This window comes from Pelagibacterium lacus (assembly GCF_003345525.1).
In the GTDB taxonomy this organism is placed as follows: domain Bacteria; phylum Pseudomonadota; class Alphaproteobacteria; order Rhizobiales; family Devosiaceae; genus Pelagibacterium; species Pelagibacterium lacus.
Genome location: NZ_QQNH01000014.1, coordinates 52,823 through 74,431 on the forward strand (window position 1 = coordinate 52,823; position 21,609 = coordinate 74,431).

A 21,609-nucleotide genomic window follows, 5' to 3' on the forward strand; every position below is an offset into this window, starting at 1 on the left:
TGCTCGGCCTCTTGTTCGCGTCTGGCATGCGGCCGGGTTCAGATGCCCTGAATCCCCTTGCGGAGATATTCGAACCCCGGTGCCGCTCGGGCCATTGTGACGTATTTTTTCACCAACACAAGCGCGTATCGCAAAACCCTCCGGGGGACCAGAAAAACCTCACCACCGGTCGCCGGCCAGCGCCGCGAGGACGACGAGGATTTCGATGCGCGCGATGAGCGCGATGCCCATGAGGATCATGAGGGTTCCATCCGAGCCCCCCTCCTCCATCAGTCCCGGCGCCGCGCCGGCGACGAGGTTGCCGACCTGGGAAAAGGCGCCGGCGGAGAGCGCCATGGCCTCGGGCAGCGCATGGCCCTGCGCGGCGAGCAGCAGCAGGCCGATGGTGATGGTCAGGACGGCGAGGAAGAACGCGCTCCACACCGCCTTGGCGAGCGCGTGCTGCCGGGCGTCATATTGCACGTCGTCCTTGAGCATGGCGTTGGGAAAGACGAGGCGTTCGAGCTCGTTGCCCACATGCCGCAGCATGGCTTGCAGCCGGAACGCCTTGATCCCTCCGGCCGTCGAATAGGAGCAGCCGCCGATAAAGACGATCAGCAGCACCAGCTCGAACGGAATGGAGAGCCCCGTGGCGCGGTCATGGGTGATCCCGGTGGTCGTCGCGACGGAGACCACGTCGAACACATGGGTGAGTGCGGTGTCGAAGCCCGGCCCGTCCGTGGCGGGGGAAATCAGCGAGACGATGATGGCGGCGAGGACCAGCACCCCCAGCGCCCCGAGGTAGAGCCGGCCCTCGTCCCGGTCGCGCGAGGGGGTGGCATTGCGCGAGAGCACCAGCCGGTGCCAGACGATGCTGGTCGCGCCGAGCACCATGAAGACGATCATCACCAGTTCGGCGGCCGGATTGCCGAGCACCGTGGTGCCGGTCTGGTGCGGCATGAAGCTGTTGGTGGCCAGCATGCTCATGGCGACGATCAGCGCGTCGTCGGCCGAAACCCGGAGCATGATCAGCAGCGCGGCGCAGAGCAGCGTCAGCGCGAGATAGGGCAGTCCGATGGCCCGCAGGGTTTGGAGGAAGCGCGGATCGTCCTCGGTCCTTGCGTGCTGGACCTGCCGCAGATTGGCGTCGGGAATGCCGCCCACCTGATAGGGTCCGAGGATATAGACGGCGAGCATCAGCGTCGTCAGCCCGCCGACCCAGGCGATGGTGGCGCGGTAGAACGACATGGAGAGGCTGATATCGGCCGGCGGAACGAGGGTGGCGCCCAGGGTGACCGCCGCCGAGGTGGCCTCGAACAGGGCCGGGATCGGCGCCTGGCCCTCGATGAGCATGAAGGCCGGCGCGGCGGCGATGACGAGGCTGAGCCAGATGGCGATGGCGGCGGTGAACACCCCTGCCCTTGTGAGCCGGCGTCGCCGCCCCCCGAGCGCCAGCAGCGTCAGCCCGGCGACGAAGCCCTGGCCGATGGCGATGAGGGTCATGGCTTCGGCGGCCCGCCAATTGCCTTCGATCAGCGCCGTCATCAGCGGCAGCACCATGGCGATGGCCACCACGCCCCACATGCCAGCCGCAAGGATCGCAATGGTCGGCACGGCTCCCTCCCCGGCTCGGCTCTAAAAAAAGTCGATGCTGACGCGGAACATCTGCTCGACCTGGCGCAGGCTGGCCGCCAGCGCGAAGACGATCACCCGGTCCCCGGCCCGCACGATGGTGTCGCCGGTGGGCGAGATCGCCTTGTTGCCGCGCACCAGCGCCCCGATGCGGATGCCGGAGGGCAGCTTGAATTCGCGCAGCGGCCGGCCTACCAGGGTCGAGGTCTCCAGCGCCTCGGCTTCGAGGATTTCCGCCGCGCCATCGGCCAGGGTGAACACGCCGCGAATGCGCCCTCGCCGCACATGGCGGAGGATTTTCGAGACGGTGACGGCGCGCGGATTGATGAAGGCGTCGACCCCCAGCCGCTCGGCGATGCCCGGATGCCGGCTCTGGTTGACCAGCGCGATATTGGCCCGGCACCCCATCTCGCTGGCGATCACCGCCGAGAGGATATTGGTCTTGTCGTCATTGGTCAGCCCGAGGAACATATGGGCGTCCCGCACGTCGACCTCGCGCATGATGTCGGAGGCCAGCGCGTCGCCGAACACCACGATCGAATGGCTGAGCGCTTCGGCGGCCTGCTGGGCGGTGTCGCGGTTGTTCTCGATGATGCGCACCGAGATCGAGGCGTCGGTTTCCTCGATGCGCCGCGCCACGTGGCGCCCCACATGGCCGGCCCCGGCGATGACCACCCGGCGCGGCGGCGCCTCGTCCTGCCCGAACAGGCCGAGCACCCGGCTCACCTGGTCGCGCGCCGCCGCGACGATGGCCTGGTCGCCGGCGATCATCTGTTCGTGGGAATGGAGAACCCGCATCTCCCCATCGCGGCGCACCCCCATCACGGTGGCGTTGAGATTGGGGAAGAGGTCGGTGAGGTGCCGCAGCGGCGTGTCGATCACCGCGCAATCCTCGGTGATGTCCACTTCGATCACCACCACGGCCTCGTCCTCGAAAGTGATGATTTCATTGGCGCCGGGATAGGCCATGCGGTGCAGGATCAGCTCGGCCACCTCGCGTTCGGGCGAGATGATCACGTCGATGGGCAGGTGCTCGCGGGAAAACAGATTGCTCCATTCGGGATCGAGATAGCTCTGGGAGCGGATGCGGGCGATGCGGGTCGGCACCTCGAAGATCGCATGGGCGATCTGGCAGGCGGTCATGTTGACCTCGTCGACCTGGGTCACCGCGATCAGCATGTCCGCGTCCCGGGCGCCGGCCTGGGCCAGCACGTCGGGGTGCGAGCCGTGCCCGTGCAGTCCCCTCGCGTCGAGCGTATCGCGCACGCGCTGCACGAAGACCGGATTGTTGTCGATCACCGTGACGTCGTTGCCCTCGGCGGAAAGGGCCTCGGCGATCCCGTATCCGACCTGTCCGGCGCCGCAAATGATCACTCGCATGGCCTAGTTCCTCGTCCCGCGCCGCCGCCCGGCCGGAAGCTCACACCCCGAGCGACTTGATCTTCCGGTGCAGGGCGCTGCGCTCCATGCCGACGAATTCGGCGGTCTTGGAGATATTGCCCCCGAAGCGCTCGATCTGGGCGATCAGATATTGCCGCTCGAACACCTCGCGCGCGTCGCGCAGCGGCAGGCTCATCAGATGCGCCGACGAATCGGTGTCGCCGATGGTGGGCAGCACCTCGCTGATATCGGAGGGCAGCATGTTGGCGGTGATGATGCCGTCGGGCGGCTGCTGATCGCGCACGAGGATCAGCAGACGCTCGATGGCGTTGCGCAGCTGCCGGGCATTGCCCGGCCAGTCCTGGCCCTGCAGCACCGCGATGGCGTCCTCGCCGAACATGAAGCGCGGCAGATTGTGCATGCGCGACAATTGCGCGACGAACAGCGTCACCAGGGCCGGAATGTCCTCCCGGCGCTCGCGCAGCGGCGAGAGTTGCAGCGGCACCACCGACAGCCGGTGGAAGAGATCGGTGCGGAACCGCCCCTCCTCCATCATGGCGGTGATGTTCTGCGAGCTCGAGGAGATGATCCGCACGTCGATGGGCACCGGCCCATGGCCGTCGACGCGGGTGAACTTGTTCTCGACCAGGGTGCGCAGCAGCGCCGTCTGGGCATCCATGGGGAGCGAGCCGACCTCGGAGAGATAGAGCGTCCCGCCATGGGCGCGTTCGAGCGCGCCCACCTCGACCCGCAGCCCGCCCTTGTCGCGCACTTCTCGCCCGAAGAGGACCAGTGGGATTTCGTCGGGGGCGTAGAGCGAGGCGTTGATTTCGATGAAGGGCCCCGCATTGCGCGGGCTCTTGAGATGAAGGAGACGGGCGCACAGCCCCTTGCCGGTCCCCGCCCCGCCGGAAATGAACACCCGCGAGCGGGTGCCGGCCGATTTCTCGATCAGCGAGCGCACCTGGGAAATGGCGCCGGAAACGCCCACGATATCGGAATCGTCGCCCCCGGTGCGCTCCTTGAGGTCGGCGACCTCGGTGCGCAGCTTGCTCGCCTCGATGGCGCGCTGGGTGATCAGCAGCAGCCGGTCGATCTTGAACGGCTTTTCGATATAGTCATAGGCGCCGCGGCGAATGGCCGAGACGGCGGTTTCCACATTGCCGTGCCCGGAGATCATCACCACGGGCAGGTCGGGATGGTCGGCCTGCAACAGGTCGAGCAATTGCAGGCCGTCGAGGCGCGAGCCCTGCATCCAGATATCGAGGAACACCAGGTTGGGCCGCCGGCGCGCTATGGCTTCGAGCGCGGAATCGGCGTCGCTGGCCTGGCGGGGCTCATAGCCCTCGTCCTCGAGAATTCCCGCTATGAGGTCGCGGATGTCTTCTTCGTCGTCGACGATCAGAATGTCACGGGCCATTACTTTATTGCCATCGCGGATGCCCGCGATGTCTCCTGTTGGCTGTTCTCTTGATCCGGCCCCGCTTCGGAGCCGGGATCGGTAGGCTGTTTTCCACCCTCATGCAACGGAAGTGTGAAGGCGAAGCACGCCCCCACCCGTCCATGGGCGTCGGGCTTGGCATCGGGCAGGTCGACGCGGCCGCCATGCTGCTCGATGATCTTGGCGACGATCGCGAGGCCCAGCCCCGTACCCTTCTCGCGGGTCGTCATATAAGGTTCGAGCAATTGGTGCCGGTTTTCCGCCGGCCAGCCCTTGCCGTTGTCGCTTACCGCGATCACCGCCTCGTCGCCCTCCACGCTCACCGAAACGCAGATATGGGGGTCGGCGATCTGGTCCAGCCCCACCGATTCGAACGCCTCGACGGCGTTCTTGATGAGGTTGGTGAGCGCCTGGGAGACCAGCCGCGCGTCGAAATAGGCATGCACCGTTTCCTCGGGCAGGTCGGCGCGGATGTCGATCTCGGGCTGGCGCACGCTTTCGAGGAACACCGATTGCCGCACCGTGTCGGAGAGGTCCGAGCGCACGATGCTGGCCGAGGGCATGCGGGCAAAGGAGGAAAATTCGTCCACCATGCGCCCGATATCGCCCACCTGGCGCACAATGGTCGAAATGCATTTGTCGAACACGTCGAAATCGTCCACCAACTTGTTGGCATAGCGGCGGCGCAGGCGCTCGGCCGAAAGCTGGATCGGGGTCAAGGGGTTCTTGATCTCATGGGCGATGCGCCGCGCCACGTCGGCCCAGGCGCTGTTGCGCTGGGCGGCCACCAGTTCGGTGATGTCGTCCAGCGTCACGACGAACCCCTTGGATTCGGTGATGGTGCCCTCGCGGGTGAGCCGCACCTGATAGGTTCGCCGGTCGAAGCCCGAAGCCAGTTGCACCTGATCCTGCACCCTGCCCCGCCGCGCCGACTGGGCGCGCTCCACGGTGGGGGACAATTCGGGGACCACTTCGGCCAGTTCGCGGTTCATCAGTTCGATCTCGCCCTGGCCCAGCGCCGCGCAGGCCCGCGAATTGACGAGGGTGATGCGCCCGAAGGCGTCGAGCCCGATAATGCCGGCCGACACCCCCTCCACCACGGCTTCGGTGAACTGGCGGCGCTGGTCATTGGTGCGGCTGGCGGCGATCAACGCTTCGCGCTGAGTGCGAAGTTGTGCCGTCATCTTATTGAATTGAATGGCCAAATCATGCATGTCACCACCACGATGTGGCACGGGGAGCTGCACGTCGAGATGGCCGTCCGATACCCGGTTCGACGCCACCATCAGGTTGCGGATCGGGTCGATCAGGCCATTGGCCAGCGCGATGCCGATCCACAGGGCCGCGAGCAGGAACACGAAGGCCACGCCTACATACATCAGCGTCGAGGTGATCTGGAACACCAGCCGATTGGAATCATAGAGCCGGTATTCGGTGACGTTGCTGTCGGTCAGCCGCACATATTCGAGCACTTCGGGATCGACCGGGCGGGCGACGAACAGATAGAGATCAGTATAGCCGCGCAGCTTGACCACCGAGCCGATCAGGGAATTGCCCGAGCCCGGCGCGATCATGGTCGGCATGCCCTCGCCTGCGGCCGCCAACACCGCATCGGGCACGCGCGGCAGGGCGCCGGGCACGTTGATCTGGGCGCGCATGATGGTTTCGCCGGCCCGGTTGACCAGCGAGGTCATGGGCAGCGACCGTGTAGTGGCCAGGGCCGTCAGGATACGCTGGAAGCGCTGCGTATCGGTGGCATAGGTCTCGCGCGAGCTCTCCAGCTCCTCGGCGACCCAGATGATGTCGTCGCGCAGCACCTGAGCGTGTTCGAGCATATAGGAGCGGGCCACCAGCCGTGAGCTCTCCACCATGGCGCGGGTGCGCTCCGAGAACCACTGGTCGAGCCCCTGATTGAGCGAGAGGGTGGCGATCACCGCGACGATGAAGGCCGGGCCGGCGGCGACGATGGCGAACATGGCGACGATGCGCACCTGCAGCCCCGCGCCCGCCTCTCGCCGGATGCGGGCCCGCACCAGCACGACGATCTCGGTCAGCACCAGCGCGATGACCAGGAGAATCAGCACCGCATTGGCGATCCAGATCCAGGTCCAGACCCCCGGCCCCGGCTCGATATTGGTGGCCCCGCTCAGGATGAGGAACGACCCCGTCGCCACCACCACCGAGGCGAGCACGACAACGAACCCCACCTGGCGCAGCAGCCTGTTGGTCTGGAACAGCGGCCGGGCCTGGGGCGAGCTCTTGGGAATGGGGCCGCTGCTGTCGCTAACCGCCATGCATGGTGCCTGTCGCTTGTGTGGGGCCGCCCCCGTCACTCGGAAGCAGCGGACGCTCAGGGTTCATGGTCATTGCCTGAGTCTGGCCTAACTCGCCCCTTGGTTCAAGATCATTGTTGCCAAAATGTGACAGTGGTCGCTGCGTAGCGGCTTTGCCGGACCGCAAGGCCCCTCATCCCACCTGCCGCGATTGCTTGACGATCTCGATGCCATGGGTGCGGATCTTCTTGCGCAGGGTGTTGCGGTTGAGTCCCAAAAGCTCCGCCGCCTTGATCTGGTTGCCGCTGCACAGGTTGAGCACCGTCGAGATCAGCGGCACCTCCACCTTGTCGATCACCCTCTGATAGACCCCGGCCGGGGGCAGATTGGGTTCGTATTCGCGGAACAGATGCGCCAGCTCGCTCTCGATGGCCGTGGTGATGTCGGCTGGCCCGGACCGGGCGGAAAAATCGGGGCGCTCGGAGAGGTCGAGTTCGTTCTGGACGATTTCGGGCGAAATCACCTCGTCGGCATAGAGCGCCGCGAGCCGCCGCACGAGGTTTTCCAGCTCGCGCACATTGCCCGGCCAGGAATATTGCTGCATGAGGCGCAGCGCCTCGGGCGACAGCACTTTTGGCGCCTCGCCCTTGTGCAGGCCGGATTTGAGGAAGCTCGCCGCGAGGTCCGGCACGTCATCGATGCGCTCGCGCAGCGGCGGCAGGCGGATGGGGACCACGTTGAGCCGGTAGTAGAGGTCCTCGCGGAACAGCCCCTGGCGGATCAGCTGGCCCAGGTCGCGATGGGTGGCGGCGACGATGCGCACATCGCTCTTGATGGCGGTGCGCCCGCCCACCATGGTGTATTCGCCTTCCTGGAGCACGCGCAGCAGGCGCGTCTGGGCGTCCATGGGCATGTCGCCGATCTCGTCGAGAAACAGCGTGCCGCCTTCGGCCTGCTCGAACCGGCCCGAGGAGCGCGCCGTCGCCCCGGTGAAGGCGCCCCTTTCATGCCCGAACAGCTCCGCCTCGATGAGGTCGCGCGGAATGGCGGCCATGTTGATGGCGACGAAAGGGCCGTTCTTGCGCCGGCCGAAGGTATGCAGGGCCTTGGCCACCAGCTCCTTGCCGGTGCCGCTCTCGCCGGTGACCATCACCGTGAGGTCGGTCTGCATCAGCCGGGCCAGCGCGCGATAGATGTCCTGCATGGCGGCCGAGCGGCCGATCAGCGGCATGTTCTCGCCCTGCTCGTCCCCCTTGCGCTCGGCGGCGGCCGGGCGCCGGATCTCGGCCAGGGCCCGCCCGACCACGGCCAGCACCTCGGTGATGTCGAAGGGCTTGGGCAGGTATTCATACGCCCCCAGCTCGGAAGCGCGGATGGCGGTCATGAAGGTGTTCTGCGCGCTCATCACCACAACGGGCAGTTCGGGCCGCATCTTCTTGATCTTGGGCATCACGTCGAAGGCATTGCCGTCGGGCATGGAGACGTCGGTGATCAGCAGGTCCCCCTCCCCGCGCGACACCCAGTTCCACATGGTCGAGATGTTGCCCGTGGGCCGCACCTCGTAGCCGGCGCGCGACAGCGCCTGGTTGAGCACCATGCGAATGGCGGCATCGTCATCGGCGAGGAGAACCGTTTGTCCGGGCATGGGAACCTACTTTCCGGGTCTAATGGCCTGCCGCGTCGCGGCCCTCGGCCACCGGCAGGAGAACTTTGAAGCGCGTGCGGCCGGGGCGGCTCTCGCAATCGATCACCCCGCCATGGTCGCCGACGATCTTGGCGACCAGCGCCAGCCCCAACCCCGAGCCGCTGAGCTTGGTGGTGACGAAGGGATCGAACAGGAACGGCATCAACTCGGCGGGCACGCCGGGTCCGTTGTCCTCGATGACGATCTCGAGCGGCAGGGAGATGCGCTGCGCCACCCCGGCCACGCTGATGCGCATGCCCGGCCGGAACGCCGTCATGATGCGGATCTCGGGTCGTGTCGTTGGTTCAACGGCTTCCGCCGCATTCTTGATCAGATTGAGGAAGACCTGGATGAGCTGGTTGCGGTCCCCCAGCACCGGCGGCAGGCTTGGGTCGTAGTCCTCCGAAAAGGCCACCTCGCGCGCCACCCCGTTGGCGGCCAGCATCTTCACCCGCTCGAGCACCACATGGATGTTGATCGGCACGCGGTCGACGGGGCGCTCGTCGCCGAACACTTCCATGCGGTCCACCAGGTCGACGATGCGGTCGGTCTCGTCGCGGATCAGTCGCGCCAGCGCCCGGTCGTCGCCGGTCGAGGCCTGTTCGAGCAATTGCGCCGCACCGCGAATGCCCGAAAGCGGGTTCTTGATCTCATGGGCCAGCATGGCGGCCAGCCCGGTTACCGAGCGCGCCGCCCCGCGCGACACCAACTGGCGGTCGATCTTTTCGGTCATGGTGCGCTCCTGGAAGATCAGGGTCACATGGCCGGGCATTTCCGGGATCGGGCTGGCATGGACGTCGGCGACGCGCTCCTCATTGCTGCGCGAGCTGCCCACCGTCACCCGGTATTCGATCATCGAGGCATTGCGCTCCACCACCCGCTCGACGAGACTCAGTATGGGTGAGCCGAACACGATGATATCGGGCAGCGCCTGCCGGGTCAGCAGGTTCGAGGAGGCATAAAAGAACGTTTCGGCGGCATAATTGGCAAAGACGATGGCATTGTTCCGGCCGCACACCAGCACCGGTTGCGGCAGCGATTGCAGCACCGAAAGATGCAGGTCGGTCTCCATCAGCACGCTCACGCGGCGGTGCTCCAATCGACGGACACCAGCTCGGGCAGCAGCCCGTGCACCTCCTCGGGCGTCTCCGCGGTCATGAGACGGCGGCGCTCTGAATGTTCGCCCAGGCCCGCCGCATCGAGATACCAGCCTAGATGCTTGCGCGCCACCCGCACGCCGAGCTCCGTCCCATATTGGGTGAGCATATCGTCGTAATGGGTTGTGATGATATCGAAAAAATATTTTCCGTGCGGCGTCTCACGGGGCCGTTCCCCGTCCAGCGCGGCGGCGATCTGCCCGACGATCCAGGGCTGGCCCTGCGCGCCGCGCCCGATCATCACCGCCTGTGCGCCCGAAAGCTCCAGCGCCGTCGCCGCCGTCCCGGCATCGACGATGTCGCCATTGACCACCACCGGAATCGAGACCGCCTCGACCACCGGCCGCACCAGTTCCCAGCGCGCCGTTCCCTTGTAGAATTGCTGCCGCGTCCGTCCGTGCACCGTGATCATCCGGACCCCCGCCCCCTCGGCGGACCGGGCAATTTCCGCCGCGTTGAGGCTGTCGTCGGCCCAGCCCAGCCGCATCTTGACCGTCACCGGCAGGTCGGTCGCCGCCACCACGGCTTCCACCAGGCGCAGGGCGATGTCGGGCACCCGCATCAGCGCCGATCCCGCATAGCCATTGGTTACCCGCTTGGAGGGACAGCCAAAATTGAGGTCGATGATATCGGCCCCGGCGTCGCGCGCCAGCTCCGCGCCGCGCACCAGCCATTCGGCTTCACATCCGGCCAGTTGCACGATATGGGGCAATCCCTTGCTCGGCGCGAGCTTGCGCACCATCTCCTGCTGGCCACACACCAGCGCCGCGCTGGCGATCATTTCCGACACCACCATGCCGGCCCCGAACCGTGCGGCGAGGTCGCGCATAGGCTGGTCGGTGATGCCGGCCATGGGCGCCAGAAAGGCGCGATTGGGCAGGACATGCTGGCCGATGGATATTCGGGAGGCAGGTAGGGACAAATTGTGTGCCTTAAAATCACTCAAAAGCGCGCGGGCTGGTGATAGATTAATCAAATCCGGCCCGCTGGCAATGCTTCAATTGGCATCGGGGTGCGAAAGCGCCGTCACGCCCCACCTTGTTTCGCAGCCGCGCGACGGCTATGTCGGAGCCGTGGCGTTCGGCGAAATCGGGTTTTCTGCATGCATGACGGACTGAAAATTGCCGCGGTCGTCGTGGCTGCCGGGCGGGGCGAACGCGCCGGCGGCTCCGATGGCCTGCCCAAGCAATATCGCCCCATCGCCGGAACGCCGCTGCTGGCGCGGACGCTGTCCGCCCTCTCATCGGCAGGCATGATCGATCGAATCGTTCCCGTCATCGGGCCCGGCCAGCAGGCCGATTACGACCGCATGGGCATCTCCGATCCCCGCATCGCCGCACCGGTCGCCGGCGGCCCGACGCGGCAGGTCTCGGTTCTGGCCGGATTGCGCGCCCTCGCCGATTTCGCGCCCGATATCGTCCTGATCCATGACGGCGCCCGGCCCTTCATCAGCCCTGAGGTGATTTCCGCCGTCATCGCGGCCATCGGGGACGCCGATGGCGCCCTGCCCGTCACCATCGTCACCGACACCATCAAGCGCTCGCTCGACGGCAAGACGGTGGGGGGCACCGAGGATCGCACCCAGCTCTTCGCTGCCCAGACCCCGCAGGGCTTTCGCTACCGCACCATCCTTGCCGCCCATGAGCGCGCCATCGAATTCGGCGACGGCTTTACCGACGATGCGGCCATCGCCGAATGGGCCGGGCTCTCGGTGGCGCTGGCCAATGGCGATCCCAACAACATCAAGGTGACCCTCCCCGAGGATTTTTCGCGCGCCGAGCGCATTCTGGCTGGAGACAATCGCATGGAGACCCGCGTCGGCATCGGCTATGACGTTCACGCTTTCGGCCCCGGCGATGCCGTGATCCTGGGCAATATCGCCATTCCGCACACCGCCCGGCTCAAGGGCCATTCGGATGCCGATGTGGTGCTGCACGCCCTGGCCGACGCGCTTTACGGCGCCTTGGCCGACGGCGATATCGGCAAGCATTTCCCGCCCAGCGAGATGGAGTGGAAGGACGCCGATTCGGCGATCTTTCTCGAACACGCCGCCGGGCGCGTGCGCGCGGCGGGCGGCCGGATCGTCCATCTCGACGTCACCCTCATCTGCGAGCGCCCCCGCATCGGTCCGCATGTGGAGGCCATGCGGGCCCGCATCGCCGAGATAGCCGGCATCGCCGGGCACCGGGTCGCCGTCAAGGCGACCACCTCCGAGCGCCTGGGCTTCACCGGCCGCGAGGAAGGCATTGCCTGCCAGACTGCCGCCACCATAGAACTGCCGCGAGGCGCCGACTGATGCTCGACAGCGACACCCTCACTCTGGCCCGCAAGGTCAATGAACGGCTGATCCTCGCCGGCCACGTGATGGTCACCGCCGAAAGCTGCACGGGCGGCCTCATCGCCGGCGCGCTCACCTCGGTGTCGGGCTCCTCGCGCATGCTGTTCGGCGGCTTTGTCACCTATGACAATCGCGCCAAGATCGAGATGATCGGCGTCCCCGCCGCGCTGATCGAGGAGCATGGCGCGGTGTCCGAACAGGTCGCCCGCGCCATGGCCGAGGGGGCGCTGGCCAAGGCCGGGGTCGATCTGGCCATCTCGGTCACCGGCATTGCCGGGCCGGGCGGCGGATCGGCGGCCAAGCCGGTGGGGCTGGTCCATTTTGGCCTCGTCACGAGGGAACAGACGCTGCATCGGCGCGAGGAATTCGGCGATGCGGGCCGCGACATGGTGCGCCAGATGACCGTGCGCACGGCGCTGGAGATGATCCTCGCGGCCTATTAAGCGGCGCTGCTGTAGCGGCGTTTCGCCTCGACCACGAAGGCGTCCATGATCTCCTCCTGCTTGGCGGCGAAGGCCGGTTCGGCGACCGAGCGGATCAGCGGATTGGCGATGCGGAAATCGATGTCGAAGATGATGCGGGTCCCTGCCCCGTCCTCGACGAAGCGCCACAGGCTGTCGAGATGGGCGAAGGGGCCGTCCAGCGCCTTGGCGTGCAGGGTGCGCGCCGCGCGATCGACGGCGATACGGCTGGTATAGGCCTGGTTGATCGGCCCGAACCGGATATGCATGCGCGCGTCGAACCGGGTTTGCGGCGCCGAGGGACTGCGCCGCACATCCATGCGCTCGCAATGGGGGATGAAGTCGGGATAGGTCTCCACATCGGCCACCAGCGCAAGCATTTCGTCCGCGCTGTGCGGCACGTGGCGTTCGAAATGCTTCTTCATCAGGCCTGTCCGAGCCTCGCCTTCCGTGCGGCGCGCAGCTTTGCGAAGTCCTCGCCCGCATGGTGCGACGAGCGGGTCAGCGGGCTCGACGAGACCAGCAGGAAACCCTTGGTCCGCGCGATGGTCGCGTAGGACTTGAACTCCTCGGGCGTCACATACCGCTCCACCTTGTGGTGCTTGCGGGTCGGCTGCAGATATTGCCCGATGGTGAGGAAATCCACATCGGCCACGCGCAGATCGTCCATGAGCTGGAGCACTTCGTTGCGTTCCTCGCCCAGTCCCACCATGATGCCCGACTTGGTGAACATCTGCGGATCGAGTTCCTTGACCCGCTGCAACAGGCGGATCGAGTGGAAATACCGCGCCCCCGGCCGCACCGTCAGATAGTTCGAGGGCACCGTTTCGAGATTGTGGTTGAAGACGTCCGGCTTGGCCGCCACGACGATCTCCAGAGCCCCTTCCTTGCGCAGGAAGTCCGGCGTCAGGATTTCGATGGTGGTCCTGGGGTTGAGCGCCCGGATGGCGCGGATCACGTCGGCGAAGTGCTGCGCGCCGCCGTCCGGCAGGTCGTCGCGGTCGACCGAGGTGATCACCACATGTTCCAGCCCGAGCTTTTGCACCGCCAGCGCGACGTTCTCGGGCTCGTTTGGGTCCAGCGCCGTGGGGAGCCCGGTCCGCACATTGCAGAAGGCGCAGGCGCGGGTGCAGATTTCGCCCATGATCATCATGGTCGCGTGCTTTTTCGACCAGCACTCGCCGATATTGGGGCAGCCCGCTTCCTCGCAGACCGTCACCAGCCCATGGGTGCGCACGATCTCGCGCGTTTCGCGATAGACCTCCGATCCCGGAGCCTTGACGCGAATCCAGTCGGGCTTGCGCAGCATTTCCGTGTCCGGCCGCCGAGCCTTTTCCGGGTGCCGCGCCGTCTGGCGCGATTGCGTATCGAGAAGCGTTACCATCTCTGCCTCATAATGATCTGAGCCTGTTTAACGCGGTTGGCGCCGCGGTTCCAGTAGACCTGTGTCGCAGGCCCCCCGCTCAGATGTTGATCGCCTGTCCATAGGCGTCGAGCACGCTTTCCTTCATCGTCTCCGACAGGGTCGGATGCGGGAAGATGGTGTGCATCAGCTCTTCCTCGGTGGTTTCGAGGTTCATGGCGATGACGAAGCCCTGGATCAGTTCGGTCACCTCCGCCCCCACCATATGGGCGCCGAGCAATTCGCCGGTCTTTTTGTCGAAGATGGTCTTCACCAGCCCGTCCGGTTCGCCCAGCGCGATGGCCTTGCCATTGCCGACAAAGGGGAAGCGTCCCACGCGGATGTCGCGGCCCATCTCCTTGGCTTTCGCTTCGGTCAGCCCGACGCTCGCCACCTGCGGCTCGCAATAGGTGCAGCCGGGGATCTTGGACTTGTCCAGCCCGTGCACGGTCTTGCCGGCGATGGTCTCGACGGCGATCACCGCCTCGTGCTCGGCCTTGTGCGCCAGCATCGGGGGGCCGGCCACGTCGCCGATGGCCCAGATGCCGGCCACATTGGTCCGCCCGTGCCCGTCGACGACGATCACGCCCCGGTCGATCTTCACCCCGGCCTTTTCCAGCCCGAGATGTTCAGAATTGGCCTGCACGCCCACCGCCGAGATCAGCACCTCGGCCTTGATCTGCTTCTTCTCCCCGCCCTTGAGCTCCACATGGGCGGTGATGCCGTCCTTGCCCTTGTCGACCTTGGCGACCTTGGCGTCGGTCAGGATGGCGATGCCGCGCTTTTCGAAGCGCTTGCGCGCCAGCCCGGCGATCTCCGCGTCCTCGACCGGCATGATCTGCGGCAGCAGTTCGATCACCGTCACCTCGGCGCCCAGCGAGCGATAGAAGGAGGCGAATTCGATCCCGATCGCCCCCGAGCCCATCACGGCCACCGATTTGGGCATTTTCGCCGGTTTCAGCGCCTCGAAATAGGTCCAGATCGTCTCGCCGTCCGGCTCGATGCCCGGCAGCACGCGCGGCCGCGCGCCCGTGGCGACGATGATGTTCTTGGCCGTGTAGGTCCCCTCGCCCAGCGTGGTCTTGGGCTTGGGATGCTGCGGCTCGATGGGCTTTTTCTTGGACGCCTCGACCTTGATCTCGCCGGGCCTGGTGATGGTCGCCTCGCCCCAGATGATGTCGACCTTGTTCTTCTTCATCAGGAACTGCACGCCGTCATTCATGCGCCCGGCAATGCCGCGCGAGCGCTTGACGATCTCGGCGATGTCGAAATCATATGTGTCGGCCTTGAGCCCAAAATCCTTGGCGTGCTCCATATGGCCGTAGATCTCGGCCGAGCGCAGCAGCGCCTTGGTGGGGATGCAGCCCCAGTTCGAGCAGATGCCCGCCATATGCTCGCGCTCGACAATGGCCGCCTTGAGCCCGAGCTGCGCCGCGCGGATCGCGGCGACATATCCGCCCGGACCGGCACCGATGACGATGATATCGTATTGATCCGCCATATCCGTCTCCTAGGCCAGCATCATCACGGGGGTTTCGACGAGCGTCTTGAATGCCCCCAGCACTTCGGCGCCCAGGGCCCCGTCCACCGAACGGTGGTCGCACGAGAGCGTCACGGTCATGAACTGGCCGGTGCGGATCTCGCCCTTTTCCGCGTAGACCCGCTCCTCGCCGGCCCCAACTGCGAGGATGGTGCCGTGCGGCGGATTGATGACGGCGCCGAAATGCTTGATGCCGTACATGCCCAGATTGGAGACTGCCGAGGCCCCGCCCTGATATTCATGCGGCGCCAGCTTCTTGGACCGCGCCCGGGTCGCCAGGTCCTTCACCTCGTCGGAGATCTGGCGCAGGCTCTTGGTGTCGCACGACTTGACCACCGGAGTGAACAGGCCCCCCGGCACCGCCACGGCGACGGCGATATCGGAGCGGTGATGGTAGAGGATCGCATCCCCGGCCCAGGTCGCATTGGCCTCTGGCACCCGCTGCAGCGCCAGCGCCCAGGCCTTCATGATGAAATCATTGACCGAGAGCTTGTAGGCGGGCTTTCCGTCCTTGTCCTTGGGCGCCGCCGCATTGATCTCCTCGCGCGCCTTGAGCAGGGCGTCGATGCGGCAATCGAGCGTCAGGTAGAAATGAGGCACGGTCTGCTTGGATTCGGTCAGCCGCGCCGCCACGGTCTTGCGCATGCCGTCGGCGGGCACCAGATCGTAGGTCCCCTCCTCATACATGGCCAGCACCTGGTTGCGGCCCAGCCCGGCGGCAAGCGCCGCCCCGGCCGCGGGCGCCGCGCCCGGCTTGGAGGGCACGCCCTCCGTCCTCGCCTTTTCGATATCGGCCTTGATGATGCGGCCCTTGGGGCCCGTCCCCGAAAGCGCGGCAAGGTCGATGCCGGCCTCCTTGGCGAGGCGGCGCGCCAGAGGGGACGCAAAGACCCGCTCCCCGCCCGATCTGGGTGCGGGCACGGGTTGAGGCGCCGGCTTGGCGTCGGCGCTCGACGCCGGAGCCTTGGGAGCTTCCGGCTTGCTTTCGGTGGCCTTGTCCTCGGCCGGAGCGGGCTTGTCCTCCGCCTTGGGGGCTTCCGCCGCGCCGATATCGCCGGCGCTTTCGCCCTCTTCCAGCAGCACGGCGATCACCGCGTTGACCTTGACGTTTTCCGAGCCCTCGGCGACGAGGATCTTGCCGATGGTGCCTTCCTCGACCGCTTCCACTTCCATGGTCGCCTTGTCGGTTTCGATCTCGGCGATCACGTCACCGGAGGAGACGGTATCGCCCTCCCTGACGTGCCATTTGGCGAGGGTCCCCTCCTCCATGGTGGGCGACAGCGCGGGCATTGTGATGTTGATGGGCATCGCACGGCCTCCTTAGCTGCGGTAGGTGACGGCGTTGACGGCGGCGATCACCTCGTCGACGTTCGGCAGGGCCAGTTTTTCGAGATTGGCGGCATAGGGCAGCGGCACGTCCTTGCCGGTCACTCGCGTGACGGGCGCATCGAGATAATCGAAGGCGTGCTCCATCAGCCGCGCGGCGATTTCCGCGCCGATACCACCCTGCGGCCAGCCTTCCTCCACGGTCACGCAGCGCCCGGTCTTCTTGACGCTTTCGAGGACAGTGTCGAAATCCATCGGGCGGATGGTGCGCAAATCGATCAGTTCCACATCGACCCCGGCCGCGACCAGCTTCTCGGTCGCCTGGGTGGCGTAGCGCATACCCATGGAGAACGAGACGAGGGTCACGTCCTTGCCCTCGCGGGCGACGCGCGCCTTGCCGATCGGCAGCACGAAATCGTCCATCTTGGGCACTTCGCCGGTCGAGCCGTAGAGGATTTCGTTTTCGAGGAAGATCACCGGATTGGGGCTGCGGATCGCCGCTTTCAGCAATCCCTTGGCGTCCGCCGCCGTATAGGGGGCGATGACGATCAGCCCCGGCACATGGCTGTACCAGGCGGTATAATCCTGGCTGTGCTGGGCGCCCACGCGCGCCGCCGCCCCGTTGGGGCCGCGGAACACCATAGGGGCCGACACCTGTCCGCCCGACATATAAAGCTGCTTGGCGGCCGAGTTGATGATCTGGTCGATGGCCTGCATGCCGAAATTCCAGGTCATGAACTCGACGATCGGCTTCAGCCCCGCAAAGGCCGCGCCCACGCCCAGCCCGGCAAAGCCGTGCTCGGTGATCGGGGTGTCGATCACCCGCTCCTTGCCGAATTCCTGCAACAGGCCCTGGGTGACCTTGTAGGCGCCCTGGTATTCGGCGACCTCCTCGCCCATGACGAACACGTCCTTGTCGGCGCGCATTTCCTCGGCCATGGCGTCGCGCAGCGCTTCGCGCACGGTCATGGTCACCATCTCGACGTCCGAGGGGATATCGGGATCGTTCTGGGGCTTGAACTGCGGCGCGGCGGGGGCGTCGATGGTCTTGGTGGTCGGCTGCGACTTGTTCTCGACCGCGTCGGAATAGCCGGGCTTTTCCGATTCCTTGGGTTCGTCCGGCCCGATTTCGGGCTCGGGCACGACGCTGGCGTCCTCGCCCTCGGCGACCAGCGCGGCGATCGGGGTATTGACCTTCACGTTGTCGGTGCCTTCGGCGACGAAGATTTTGCCGATGATCCCTTCATCGACGGCTTCCACTTCCATGGTGGCCTTGTCGGTCTCGATCTCGGCGAGCACGTCGCCGGGGGCGACCTTGTCGCCTTCCTTCACCATCCATTTGGCGAGCTTGCCCTCTTCCATGGTGGGCGAGAGCGCGGGCATCAGAATATCGGTTGGCATCTCAATCTCTCCTGGCCAGCGCTTAGTCGATCAATACGTCGGTATAGAGCTCGGACGCGTCGGGCTCGGGATCGTTGGTGGCGAAATCGGCCGCTTCGGTCACGATGGCGCGGATATCCTTTTCGATGTCCTTGAGCTCGTCCTCGGTCGCAAACTTGTTTTCCAGGATGCGCTTGCGCACCTGCTCGATGGGGTCGCGCTCGGCGCGCATGGTGGTCACTTCGTCCTTGGAGCGGTATTTGGCCGGGTCGGACATGGAATGGCCGCGATAGCGATAGGTGAGCATTTCAAGAATATAGGGACCCTTGCCCGAGCGCGCATGCGCGATGGCCCGTTCGGCCGCATCGAGCACCATGCGCACGTCCATGCCGTCCACCTGCTCGCCGGGAATGCCGAAGGAAAGCCCGCGCTGGGAGAGGTCGGTGGTTGCCGCGGCGCGTTCGAGCGAGGTGCCCATGGCGTACTGGTTGTTCTCGATCACATAGACCACGGGCAGATTCCACAGCTTGGCCATGTTGAAGCTCTCATAGACCTGGCCCTGATTGGCCGCGCCGTCGCCGAAATAGGTGAGCGAGACCGTGTCCTCACCGCGATATTTGGCGGCGAAGGCCAGCCCCGTGCCCAGCGAGACCTGCGCGCCCACGATGCCGTTGCCGCCATAGAAGCGGTGTTCGTTGGAGAACATGTGCATCGAGCCGCCCTTGCCCTTGGAGAGCCCGCCCTGGCGTCCGGTCAGTTCGGCCATCACGCCCTTGGGGTCGAGCCCCATCACCAGCATGTGGCCGTGGTCGCGATAGCCGGTGATCTGGGCGTCCTCGCCCTTGCGGCTGGCCATGGTGATGCCGGTGACCACCGCTTCCTGGCCGATATAGAGGTGGCAGAAGCCGCCGATCAGGCCCATGCCGTACATCTGGCCGGCCTTTTCCTCGAAGCGCCGGATCAGGAGCATTTCGCGGAAGGCCTGGAGTTCCTGGTCCTTGGTGAATTGGGGGGCATTGGAAGAGGCTTTGGCCTTGGCGGCCGTCGCGTTACGCGCCATGCGACATCTCCGGGTCGAAACGTGGATCTGTGCCGTCACCGTGAGGTGCGCGGGAATGCTCGAGGCATTGATGCACACTAGCCGCTCGCGCACCAGCCGAAAAGCGAGACCTTTCCTCACCTTTCCCGCACAATCCCATGATTTAACAGGAAAAATATACGTTAACCTGAAAACAGTTCATAATGATGATAAACTTGTTTTCAGTTTACGATCGCCTCCGGTGCGACCAGCACGTCATCGGGGTGCACCAGGCCGAGCAGGGCGCGGGCCCGTTCGGTCAGGAGGTCCGGATCGAGCTTGCGCGGATTGAGCAGGGCGATGCGGTGCTCATAGGATTCGATCTCGGTCTGCAGCGCCGCATGCTGGGCTTCGAGGATCTGGATCTGGTCGAACATGGCGCGCTGGCTCTCTATGCCGAAGGCGCCGGTCACCACGTGATATCCCAGATAGCCCTGAAAGGCGATCAGCCCCACGGTGATGGACAGCTTGACGAGGATCGAGGGACGTTTGACGCGAGTGGGCATGGCGACTCGAACGGATACCGGACAGACCTCCTTGATAGGCCATCATGCTTAAGGACTGGTTGCCCTGGGGCCGGCGCGCAGCAAAAAGGGGCGCCGCGGCGCCCCTCCCCGATCCGGGTTATTTCAGGATCGACCGACCGGCATAGCGGCCGGAGGTTCCGAGGAATTCCTCGATGCGGATCAGCTGGTTGTATTTGGCCAGCCGGTCCGAGCGGGCCAGCGAGCCGGTCTTGATCTGCCCGCAATTGAGCGCCACGGCGAGGTCGGCGATGGTCGAATCTTCCGTCTCGCCCGAGCGGTGCGACATCACCGAGGTATAGGACGCCTTGTGCGCCGTCTCGACCGCTTCCAGCGTCTCCGACAGCGAGCCGATCTGGTTGACCTTGACGAGGATCGAATTGGCCACGCCCATCTCGATGCCCGAGACGAGGCGTTCGGTATTGGTGACGAACAGATCGTCGCCCACCAGTTGCACCCTGCCCCCGATGGCCTGGGTCAGGGCCTTCCAGCCGTCCCAGTCGTCCTCGGCCATGCCGTCCTCGATCGAGATGATCGGGAAGCGGTTGGTGAGGTCCTCGAGATAGCGCACCATCTCGTCCGAACCCAGGGTCTTGCCTTCGCCCTTGAGATTGTAGACGTCATCCTTGAAAAATTCGGTCGAGGCGCAGTCGAGCGCCAGGTAGACGTCCTCACCCGGCGCATAGCCGGCCTTCTCGATCGAAGTCATGATGAAGCCCAGCGCCGCCTCGGTCGAGGAGAGGTTGGGAGCAAAGCCGCCCTCGTCGCCGACATTGGTGTTGTGGCCCTCGGCGGCCAGGCCCTTTTTCAGCGTGTGGAAGATTTCCGAGCCGATCCGCACCGCGTCGGCGATCGAATCCGCGCCCACCGGCATGATCATGAATTCCTGGATGTCGATGGGGTTGTCGGCGTGTTCGCCGCCATTGATGATGTTCATCATTGGCACCGGCAGCAGGCGGGCGTTCGGGCCGCCGACATAGCGCCACAGCGGCAGCGCGCTCGATTCCGCCGCGGCGCGCGCCACGGCCAGCGAGACGCCGAGGATGGCATTGGCGCCCAGCTTGGCCTTGTTGGGGGTGCCGTCGAGTGCGATCATCGCCTGGTCGACGGCGATCTGGTCGAGGGCGTCCATGCCCTCGATCTCGGCGGCGATCTCGGTGTTGACGTTGTCGACCGCCGTCAGGACGCCCTTGCCCATATAGGCCTCGCCGCCATCGCGCAGCTCGACGGCCTCATGGGCGCCGGTCGAGGCGCCCGAGGGCACCGCCGCGCGGCCAAAACTGCCGTCGTCGAGGACCACGTCCACCTCGACCGTGGGATTGCCGCGGCTGTCGAAAATCTGACGGCCGATGACGTCAACAATAGCAGACATGAATAGCGCCCTTTGCGTTACGGAAATGCCGGTGCCGCCGTTCTAGTCAAGGCACTCCGGTATAGGAAGGGTCTGGCGCAAAAATATTGCGGGCGGATGACTGCCCGGCCATCCGCCCGCCTGTCTCCAGCCTATTGCATCAGTTCCAATAGGGGTCGATCTTGTAATAGCGATAGGCTTCCTGGCGGGCATAGAGCCCGTCATCCTTGGTCAGCTCGGTGATGGTGTCGGCGGGCGCCGCTTCCAGTTCGTCGCGGGTGAACGGCACCACATAGCCGTCCTGCTCCTTGTCGAAGTCGAGCGTGGCCCAGGGCAGCGGGTGGAACTTCTCGCCGATGCCGAGAAAGCCCCCGAACCCGACGACGGCGAACATGATGGAATTGTCGGTCTTGTCGAGGATGATGTCCTCGACCTTGCCGATCTTCTCGCCGTCGAGATTGTAGACATTGGTGCCGACGGCGCGGGTGGCGCGAATGGCGGTCGTGTGTCCGGATGCAGTGGGCATGAGCAAACCTCCATGGGTCTTTGTTGTGCCAGTGACAACGATGCCGCCCGCGGAGAGTTCCTAGGCTGAATCGACATTCATCGCATCCACAGCATTGCTGCGGCGAGTTGCAAGAAGCTTAGGAAGTGGGTCGCGCG

18 protein-coding genes are annotated in these 21,609 nt (G+C 65.5%); 2 read left to right on the top strand and 16 right to left on the bottom strand.

What is annotated here, in order from left to right; all coding sequences use genetic code 11:
* Positions 1 to 159 precede the first annotated feature (159 nt).
* The 7 genes from DVH29_RS10735 to dusB form a co-directional block, all read right to left on the bottom strand.
* Positions 160 to 1,593, bottom strand: a complete 1,434-nt coding sequence (locus tag DVH29_RS10735) for a potassium transporter TrkG (protein ID WP_147276062.1) — start codon at positions 1,591 to 1,593, stop codon at positions 160 to 162.
* A gap of 21 nt (positions 1,594 to 1,614) precedes the next feature.
* Positions 1,615 to 2,991, bottom strand: a complete 1,377-nt coding sequence (trkA, locus tag DVH29_RS10740) for a Trk system potassium transporter TrkA (protein ID WP_114646177.1) — start codon at positions 2,989 to 2,991, stop codon at positions 1,615 to 1,617.
* A gap of 40 nt (positions 2,992 to 3,031) precedes the next feature.
* Complete coding sequence (gene ntrX, locus DVH29_RS10745) at positions 3,032 to 4,411, bottom strand: nitrogen assimilation response regulator NtrX (protein WP_114646178.1); 1,380 nt, start codon at positions 4,409 to 4,411, stop codon at positions 3,032 to 3,034.
* Positions 4,411 to 6,726 carry a sensor histidine kinase NtrY-like gene (locus DVH29_RS10750; protein WP_114646179.1) on the bottom strand — a complete coding sequence of 772 codons (2,316 nt, stop codon included), beginning with the start codon at positions 6,724 to 6,726 and terminating at the stop codon, positions 4,411 to 4,413. Before DVH29_RS10750 ends, ntrX begins: the two co-directional genes overlap by 1 nt.
* A gap of 172 nt (positions 6,727 to 6,898) precedes the next feature.
* A complete protein-coding gene (gene ntrC / locus DVH29_RS10755; protein ID WP_114646180.1) occupies positions 6,899 to 8,350 on the bottom strand; it encodes a nitrogen regulation protein NR(I) in 1,452 nt (483 codons plus the stop codon).
* 19 nt (positions 8,351 to 8,369) lie between these two features.
* Positions 8,370 to 9,461: a two-component system sensor histidine kinase NtrB gene (locus tag DVH29_RS10760; RefSeq protein WP_114646196.1), complete on the bottom strand. Its 1,092-nt coding sequence runs from the start codon at positions 9,459 to 9,461 to the stop codon at positions 8,370 to 8,372.
* Between the two features lie 8 nt (positions 9,462 to 9,469).
* On the bottom strand, positions 9,470 to 10,468 hold the full coding sequence (gene dusB / locus DVH29_RS10765) for a tRNA dihydrouridine synthase DusB (RefSeq protein WP_114646181.1): 999 nt from the start codon (positions 10,466 to 10,468) through the stop codon (positions 9,470 to 9,472).
* 180 nt (positions 10,469 to 10,648) lie between these two features.
* Between dusB and DVH29_RS10770 the strand changes: the two genes are divergently transcribed.
* Both DVH29_RS10770 and DVH29_RS10775 read left to right on the top strand, forming a co-directional pair.
* Positions 10,649 to 11,842, top strand: coding sequence for a bifunctional 2-C-methyl-D-erythritol 4-phosphate cytidylyltransferase/2-C-methyl-D-erythritol 2,4-cyclodiphosphate synthase (locus tag DVH29_RS10770; protein WP_114646182.1), 1,194 nt, complete (start codon positions 10,649 to 10,651; stop codon positions 11,840 to 11,842).
* Entirely contained in the window at positions 11,842 to 12,327 is a 486-nt protein-coding gene (locus tag DVH29_RS10775) for a CinA family protein (protein WP_114646183.1), read from the top strand. Before DVH29_RS10770 ends, DVH29_RS10775 begins: the two co-directional genes overlap by 1 nt.
* Here DVH29_RS10775 and DVH29_RS10780 read toward each other — a convergent pair.
* The 9 genes from DVH29_RS10780 to DVH29_RS10820 form a co-directional block, all read right to left on the bottom strand.
* Positions 12,324 to 12,770, bottom strand: coding sequence for a type II toxin-antitoxin system RatA family toxin (locus tag DVH29_RS10780; protein ID WP_114646184.1), 447 nt, complete (start codon positions 12,768 to 12,770; stop codon positions 12,324 to 12,326). The two genes, DVH29_RS10775 and DVH29_RS10780, sit on opposite strands and share 4 nt — an antisense overlap.
* Positions 12,770 to 13,729 carry a lipoyl synthase gene (gene lipA / locus DVH29_RS10785; RefSeq protein ID WP_114646185.1) on the bottom strand — a complete coding sequence of 320 codons (960 nt, stop codon included), beginning with the start codon at positions 13,727 to 13,729 and terminating at the stop codon, positions 12,770 to 12,772. Before lipA ends, DVH29_RS10780 begins: the two co-directional genes overlap by 1 nt.
* Positions 13,730 to 13,808: 79 nt before the next feature.
* A complete protein-coding gene (gene lpdA, locus DVH29_RS10790) occupies positions 13,809 to 15,248 on the bottom strand; it encodes a dihydrolipoyl dehydrogenase (protein ID WP_114646186.1) in 1,440 nt (479 codons plus the stop codon).
* Between the two features lie 9 nt (positions 15,249 to 15,257).
* Positions 15,258 to 16,595 (bottom strand): pyruvate dehydrogenase complex dihydrolipoamide acetyltransferase, encoded by a 1,338-nt coding sequence (locus DVH29_RS10795; protein ID WP_114646187.1) that lies wholly within the window; start codon positions 16,593 to 16,595, stop codon positions 15,258 to 15,260.
* A gap of 12 nt (positions 16,596 to 16,607) precedes the next feature.
* A complete protein-coding gene (locus DVH29_RS10800) occupies positions 16,608 to 18,014 on the bottom strand; it encodes a pyruvate dehydrogenase complex E1 component subunit beta (protein WP_114646188.1) in 1,407 nt (468 codons plus the stop codon).
* Positions 18,015 to 18,036: 22 nt separating this feature from the next.
* On the bottom strand, positions 18,037 to 19,053 hold the full coding sequence (gene pdhA / locus DVH29_RS10805; protein WP_114646189.1) for a pyruvate dehydrogenase (acetyl-transferring) E1 component subunit alpha: 1,017 nt from the start codon (positions 19,051 to 19,053) through the stop codon (positions 18,037 to 18,039).
* 200 nt (positions 19,054 to 19,253) lie between these two features.
* Entirely contained in the window at positions 19,254 to 19,577 is a 324-nt protein-coding gene (locus tag DVH29_RS10810; protein ID WP_114646190.1) for an FtsB family cell division protein, read from the bottom strand.
* 118 nt (positions 19,578 to 19,695) lie between these two features.
* On the bottom strand, positions 19,696 to 20,967 hold the full coding sequence (eno, locus tag DVH29_RS10815) for a phosphopyruvate hydratase (RefSeq protein WP_114646191.1): 1,272 nt from the start codon (positions 20,965 to 20,967) through the stop codon (positions 19,696 to 19,698).
* A 139-nt stretch (positions 20,968 to 21,106) separates the two neighbouring features.
* Complete coding sequence (locus DVH29_RS10820; protein WP_114646192.1) at positions 21,107 to 21,472, bottom strand: PRC-barrel domain-containing protein; 366 nt, start codon at positions 21,470 to 21,472, stop codon at positions 21,107 to 21,109.
* Between the last annotated feature and the right edge of the window lie 137 nt (positions 21,473 to 21,609).

Excerpts from the sequence above, each read along its gene's own strand:
- DVH29_RS10800 (WP_114646188.1), bottom strand. The coding sequence starts at position 18,014 with ATGCCAACCGATATTCTGATGCCCGCGCTCTCGCCCACCATGGAAGAG.
- DVH29_RS10770 (WP_114646182.1), top strand. The coding sequence starts at position 10,649 with ATGCATGACGGACTGAAAATTGCCGCGGTCGTCGTGGCTGCCGGGCGG.
- DVH29_RS10820 (WP_114646192.1), bottom strand. The coding sequence starts at position 21,472 with ATGCCCACTGCATCCGGACACACGACCGCCATTCGCGCCACCCGCGCC.
- ntrX (WP_114646178.1), bottom strand. The coding sequence starts at position 4,411 with ATGGCCCGTGACATTCTGATCGTCGACGACGAAGAAGACATCCGCGAC.
- DVH29_RS10760 (WP_114646196.1), bottom strand. The coding sequence starts at position 9,461 with ATGGAGACCGACCTGCATCTTTCGGTGCTGCAATCGCTGCCGCAACCG.
- DVH29_RS10810 (WP_114646190.1), bottom strand. The coding sequence starts at position 19,577 with ATGCCCACTCGCGTCAAACGTCCCTCGATCCTCGTCAAGCTGTCCATC.
- DVH29_RS10795 (WP_114646187.1), bottom strand. The coding sequence starts at position 16,595 with ATGCCCATCAACATCACAATGCCCGCGCTGTCGCCCACCATGGAGGAG.
- lipA (WP_114646185.1), bottom strand. The coding sequence starts at position 13,729 with ATGGTAACGCTTCTCGATACGCAATCGCGCCAGACGGCGCGGCACCCG.
- ntrC (WP_114646180.1), bottom strand. The coding sequence starts at position 8,350 with ATGCCCGGACAAACGGTTCTCCTCGCCGATGACGATGCCGCCATTCGC.
- eno (WP_114646191.1), bottom strand. The coding sequence starts at position 20,967 with ATGTCTGCTATTGTTGACGTCATCGGCCGTCAGATTTTCGACAGCCGC.
- pdhA (WP_114646189.1), bottom strand. The coding sequence starts at position 19,053 with ATGGCGCGTAACGCGACGGCCGCCAAGGCCAAAGCCTCTTCCAATGCC.
- DVH29_RS10775 (WP_114646183.1), top strand. The coding sequence starts at position 11,842 with ATGCTCGACAGCGACACCCTCACTCTGGCCCGCAAGGTCAATGAACGG.
- trkA (WP_114646177.1), bottom strand. The coding sequence starts at position 2,991 with ATGCGAGTGATCATTTGCGGCGCCGGACAGGTCGGATACGGGATCGCC.
- DVH29_RS10750 (WP_114646179.1), bottom strand. The coding sequence starts at position 6,726 with ATGGCGGTTAGCGACAGCAGCGGCCCCATTCCCAAGAGCTCGCCCCAG.
- DVH29_RS10780 (WP_114646184.1), bottom strand. The coding sequence starts at position 12,770 with ATGAAGAAGCATTTCGAACGCCACGTGCCGCACAGCGCGGACGAAATG.
- lpdA (WP_114646186.1), bottom strand. The coding sequence starts at position 15,248 with ATGGCGGATCAATACGATATCATCGTCATCGGTGCCGGTCCGGGCGGA.